This window comes from Planomonospora algeriensis, assembly GCF_977012225.1.
In genome coordinates, this window is sequence record NZ_CDRNDK010000462.1 from 1 (window position 1) to 4,875 (window position 4,875).

Consider the following 4,875-nt stretch of genomic DNA (forward strand, 5'->3'; position numbering starts at 1 on the left):
GCTCCCGTCCGGCGCGGCCTGCGTGCTCTACCACCCGGCGGAGCGCGGGTCGAGGGGCGTCGTCCTGGAGCACCGCCAGCTGGACGCGCTGCTGGGCGGCGTGTCCCCGGCCCGCCCGGGCGACCGCGTCGCCGTGTCGGGGCGCCTGTCCTCCGAGTTCGTCAACGCGGACCTGCTGCGCGCCCTGTACGGCGGAGCCGAGGCGGTCCTGCGGCCGGCCGGCGCCGGCGCTTCCGGCGCTTCCGGGGACCTCACCCGCGTCTCCGCCCCGTGGCGGTGCTCCTCGCGCCTGTACGGATCCCTGGAGACCGGTGTCGCGTGCGCCGGACGCAGGACGCTCCCCGCCGGGCCGGGCCGGACGCGGACGCTGGTCGGCCCGCCGTTCGCCGGCTGCCGCCTGTACGCCCTGGACGACGACCTCCGGCCGCTCGCCGTGGGCGGCACCGGTTTCCTCTACGTCGGAGGCCCGGTGGTCGCCCGCGGCTACCTGGACGATCCTGCGGCGACGGTCGACCGCTTCCTCCCCGACCCCTTCGCCGCGGACGGCAGCCGCATGTTCGCCACGGGGCACCGCGTGCGGCTGCTGGAGGAGGGGGTTCCGGAACGCCTCGACGGATAGGCCGCGGGCGCCCGGAGGACGGCAGGCGCCCGTAGCCCGAGGGCTCCCGCCGTCCGCTCAAGCGCGACGCGTCCCGCCGATCGGGCAGACGGCGGAGGCGATGCCCGCCACCCCTCATGCCGCCGCGCTGAGCGGCGGTTTCGCGCGCGGGATCCACCGGACGGCCCTCGCGCCGAGCGGGGACCGCATCCGGCCATCAATCATGAAATTCCTTGATATGACGCGTTGCACTGGAGAGACTGCGGCCTACCTGATCATGGGAGGGCGCATGGGGAAGTGGCGGGCCGCGGCGGCCTCGATGCTGGCGGTGCTCATGCTGGGCGGGGCGGCGGCGCCCGGGGCCGCGGCGGGTCCGCCGGAGCCGTACGAGGTGTGGCTGGTCGACCAGTCCGACAGCGCCGGGCGGTCGCACGGCGGGAACATCCACGTGTACGCGGGGGACGACGTCACCCGCGACCTGTCCCAGGCGGAGCCCGTGCACGTGGTCGACCTGGGCGGTGCGACCTCGTCCCTGTGCGCGGCGAGCACGGGGGCGCTCCCGGTGCGCCCCCATATGATCGTTTTCAACCGGGCCGAGACCCGCGCGGCGCTCTCCTTCGTCGCCAGCGGTCACGTGGTCGTCTTCGACGCCGCGACCCGGAAGCCGCTCGCCTGCCTGCGGACCGAGGCCGGAGCGGGAGGGGCCCGCCAGGCCCACGCCCTCTGGCCCACCGAGGACGACGCCCACGGCACGGCGGTCTCCGTCCGGGAGCGCCACGTCTGGGTCGGCGACCGCGACGGCAACGTCGCCGAGGTCTTCGACGGCGTGACCGGCGCCCACGAAGGCACGGTCGGCCTGGTCTCCCCGTTCAGCGCGGACCCGACGGTCGATCTCTTCGCGAGCTCGCCCGACCAAAAGTGGATCTTCGCCTCGACGCGGGGCCCGCACCCGCTCTCCGGCGACCCGCACTCCTCGCACGGGAGCGACCCCGGGATGCTCGTCATCAGGGTGACCGCCGACGGGAAGTCGGGCCAGGTGCGCGGCCTGATCCGGGTCTCCAATCCGGACGCGGCCGGCCTGGAGCGGGCCGACCCGCACGGCATCCGCACGCGGCGCGTGCCGGCGACCGGCTGAGGGCGGTCGCGCCCGAGGCTCCGTACGGCCTGCGGAGCGCCCCGGCACGACTAGGGAGACCGCTCCTCCAGCCGCTCCTCCATCGGCTCCACCTCGAACCCGCCGCGGCCGTCGAAGCGGACGGCGCGCAGCTCGTCGAACCCGTCGGCCCGGCGGGGGCGGCGCAGGCGCTTGAGCGTGGCGTAGAGGCCGACCTCCGGGACCCGGTCCCGTCCCCGCCGTGCGGCGTTGCGCTCCAGGCAGCCGGGCAGGTCGGGCGGGAACCAGTAGCCCACGACCCGCGCCGAGCACTCCCGGGCCACCTCGATGAGGGGCCGCCACTCCTCGGGGGACGGGTTGGTGTTGTCCACGGCGACGTCGCGCCCCTCCACCAGCGCCTCGCGGACCAGCCGGAGCTGCCGCCGCTGGCGGTGGCGGGCATTGGGGAAGTGGTCCTTGCTCACGTGGGAATGGGACGCCGAGAGCGTACGGTGGTAGAAGCTGGTCTTCCCCGAACCCTGCAGGCCGATGAGGATCACCAGCTCGCGAGGGCTCACGGCTCGCGGCTCCCTTCGGGCTCGGCGTCCGTTCCAGGTCCGTTCCAGATCCGTTCCAGATCCGTTCCAGTGTGGCGCACCGGATCCGGAGCCGGGGAGGCACCCGGGAAGGGCCGCGCAGGCGTGCCAAATTCGTGCAAAGCGCCTGAGAGCGGTATGAATGTCAGTGGTCAGGGCAATGTCCCTACCGGAGCTGTGCGTTGTCGGGGGGTGAGTGCATGGCCAGGGTTCTGACGGTGGAGGACGACGCGGACATCCAGTTCGTGATCAGTTTCGCGCTGAAGAAGGCCGGACACGAAGTGAAGATGGCCGGTGACGGGCTGGCGGCACTGGAGGCTCTGACCGAGAAGCTGCCCGACGTTTTGATCTTGGACTGGATGATGCCGGGGCTGTCCGGCCCCGAGGTGTGCCGCAGGCTGCGGGAGATGCCCGGCGGGCAGAACGTGGCGGTGCTCATGCTGTCGGCCAAATCGGAGCAGGACGACGTGACGCAGGCGTTCGAGGCGGGCGTCGACGACTATATGACCAAGCCGTTCAGTCCCAAGGACCTCGCGACGCGCGTGCAGGACCTGCTGGCCCGCGTGGCGGGGACCCACCTCTGACGCGTCCTCAGGTGCCGGCCGTCCTCAGGCGTCGGCGGCCTCCCGCAGGGCGGTCCGGGAGAGCCGATCGGCGGCCCGGGTCGTCTCCGGGAGCCGGTAGCGAGGGCTGAGCGCCAGCACGTGCCGGCAGGCCGTCTCCAGGTCGATCCGGTGCCCGCAGGAGACGAAGACCGGCTTCACGCCGCCCTGGGTGCGCAGGACGCGCCCCACGACGTCGCCGTCCAGCACCAGGTCGCTCCACGCTCCCCGCTCCGGGCCGGGCTCCCCGTAGGAGCCGACGAACGCGGTCTTGCCCACGCCCACGGTGGGCAGGCCGGTCAGCATGCCCAGATGGCAGGCCAGGCCGAAGCGGCGCGGATGCGCCAGGCCGTACCCGTCGCAGACGATCAGGTCGGGGACGGAGGCGAGCCGTTCCAGCGCCTCGATGAGGGAGGGCAGCTCGCGGAAGGCGAGCAGCCCCGGGACGTACTCGAAGGCGGTCCGGCCGGTCACCGCGACCTGCTCGACGACCCGGTGGGTCGCCGCGTCCAGGACGACGACCGCGGCGGCCAGCCGGTCGCCGGCGTAGGCGACGTCCACGCCCGCGACCGTCGCCGGGTGGCGGGGGCCCGGACCGGTCAGGTCGAGCGAGGCGCGCAGGGCGTCCTGTACGGCCTCGGCCTCGGCGGCGGTCTCCGGCCAGGGGTGGGAGAGCTCAATCTTCACACCGGGTGACGATATCCCCGAGAAGCACCGGAGCGCGCGTTCCATCGGTTACGTAACGTCACATCACCATTTGTCTCAGTAACCGTCGGCGACAGCCGAACAGTGAGGCGACAACAGGTCGCGCACCGGTCGCCGTTCGCCCGCGGGCCGGAGCCGAGTCCCGGCCGGGGCGCCGCCCCGGGCCGGGAGCCTTCCGCCGGACCCCGCCTGCCGCGGCGCGGGTCCCCCTCCCCTGCGGGCAGCAGAAAGGGAACGCGTCCTTGTCCGCTCTGTCGCGCGTCTTCTACCGTGGAACCCTCTCCGCGGGCCTGGCCTTCACCGCCGTCACCGGTCTCACCGCGCTGCCCGCCGAGGCGGCCGTCACCGCCGCGGCCCTCCCGGTCGCCGACGACCAGCCGGCCGGAGCCCCCTTCGCGGAGATGCGGTCCCGGATCGCCGAGATCGAGTCCAGGATCGAGACGATGCGGAGACGGGCCCCCCAGGAGCCGCCCGCGGAGACCGGGCTCCAGGCGCCGGACCCCGCCGGGGCGGGGGCGCGGGGCGGAGAGCTCCGGCTGCCCGGCCAGACCAGGCTCGACGAGGTCCAGGCGCAGTTGGAGAGCGGCCTGCAGCCGCCCGCCGGGCTCCGCTCCGGCGACGTCCAAGCGCAGTCAGGAGAGCTCCGGCTGCCCGAGGCGGCCCGCTCCCAGGCCGTCCAGGGCCAGGCCGTGGGCGGGGCGGCCGCCGCCAGGGTGCGACAGGTCGTCACGACCGCGCTCAGCAAGGTGGGGGAGGGCGAGCGGAAGGACGGCACGACCTTCTACGGCGCCTGGTACGACGACTACACCGACCAGAAGGGTTTCGCCGGGGCGGCCTGGTGCGACATGTTCCTGTCGTGGGTGGCCGTCCAGCACGGCCTGGAGAAGCAGATGGGAGTCTTCGCCTACACCCCCTGGCACGCCGGCTGGTTCGAGAAGCAGGGCCGGTTCGACCGCAAGCCGCAGGTCGGCGACCTCGTCTTCTTCGACTGGGCCGGTTCCGAGAACATCTCGGCGATCGACCACATCGGCCTGGTGACCGGGGTCAACCCCGACGGGTCGGTCTCCACCGTGGAAGGGAACATCAGCGACAGGGTCGTGACCCGCACCCGGACGATGGACACCATCGTCGGGTTCGGCCACCCCGCCTACGGCGGCTGATCCGGCGCTCGCCGCCGATCTCGCGGCCGGCGTCTCCGCGGGCCGGTCCGGAGCCCTCCACGCCGGCTCGGGACCGGTCCCCGGGTGTCCCGGCGTCCCGGACGGGACCCGCCGGCACGCC

At 73.8% G+C, this 4,875-nt stretch carries 6 protein-coding genes; 4 read left to right on the forward strand and 2 right to left on the reverse strand.

All coding sequences use genetic code 11. The features are described 5' to 3' along the window. The coding region (locus ACWJ6R_RS30265; RefSeq protein ID WP_449065493.1) for an AMP-binding protein at positions 1–619 on the forward strand (619 nt) is incomplete at its 5' end. Between the two features lie 268 nt (positions 620–887). Continuing rightward, positions 888–1,733 (forward strand): hypothetical protein, encoded by an 846-nt coding sequence (locus tag ACWJ6R_RS30270; protein WP_449065494.1) that lies wholly within the window; start codon positions 888–890, stop codon positions 1,731–1,733. Positions 1,734–1,783: 50 nt separating this feature from the next. On the opposite strand, the gene ACWJ6R_RS30275 is transcribed toward ACWJ6R_RS30270, so the two are convergent. Continuing rightward, positions 1,784–2,269: an AAA family ATPase gene (locus ACWJ6R_RS30275; protein WP_449065495.1), complete on the reverse strand. Its 486-nt coding sequence runs from the start codon at positions 2,267–2,269 to the stop codon at positions 1,784–1,786. 218 nt (positions 2,270–2,487) lie between these two features. On the opposite strand from ACWJ6R_RS30275, the gene ACWJ6R_RS30280 reads away from it, so the two are divergent. Continuing rightward, entirely contained in the window at positions 2,488–2,871 is a 384-nt protein-coding gene (locus ACWJ6R_RS30280) for a response regulator transcription factor (protein WP_449065496.1), read from the forward strand. A gap of 24 nt (positions 2,872–2,895) precedes the next feature. Here ACWJ6R_RS30280 and ACWJ6R_RS30285 read toward each other — a convergent pair whose 3' ends face one another. Then, positions 2,896–3,576, reverse strand: coding sequence for an endonuclease V (locus ACWJ6R_RS30285; RefSeq protein ID WP_449065497.1), 681 nt, complete (start codon positions 3,574–3,576; stop codon positions 2,896–2,898). Between the two features lie 260 nt (positions 3,577–3,836). Here ACWJ6R_RS30285 and ACWJ6R_RS30290 point away from each other — a divergent pair, with 260 nt between their 5' ends. Beyond that, on the forward strand, positions 3,837–4,754 hold the full coding sequence (locus tag ACWJ6R_RS30290; protein WP_449065498.1) for a CHAP domain-containing protein: 918 nt from the start codon (positions 3,837–3,839) through the stop codon (positions 4,752–4,754). The last annotated feature ends 121 nt before the right edge of the window (positions 4,755–4,875 follow it).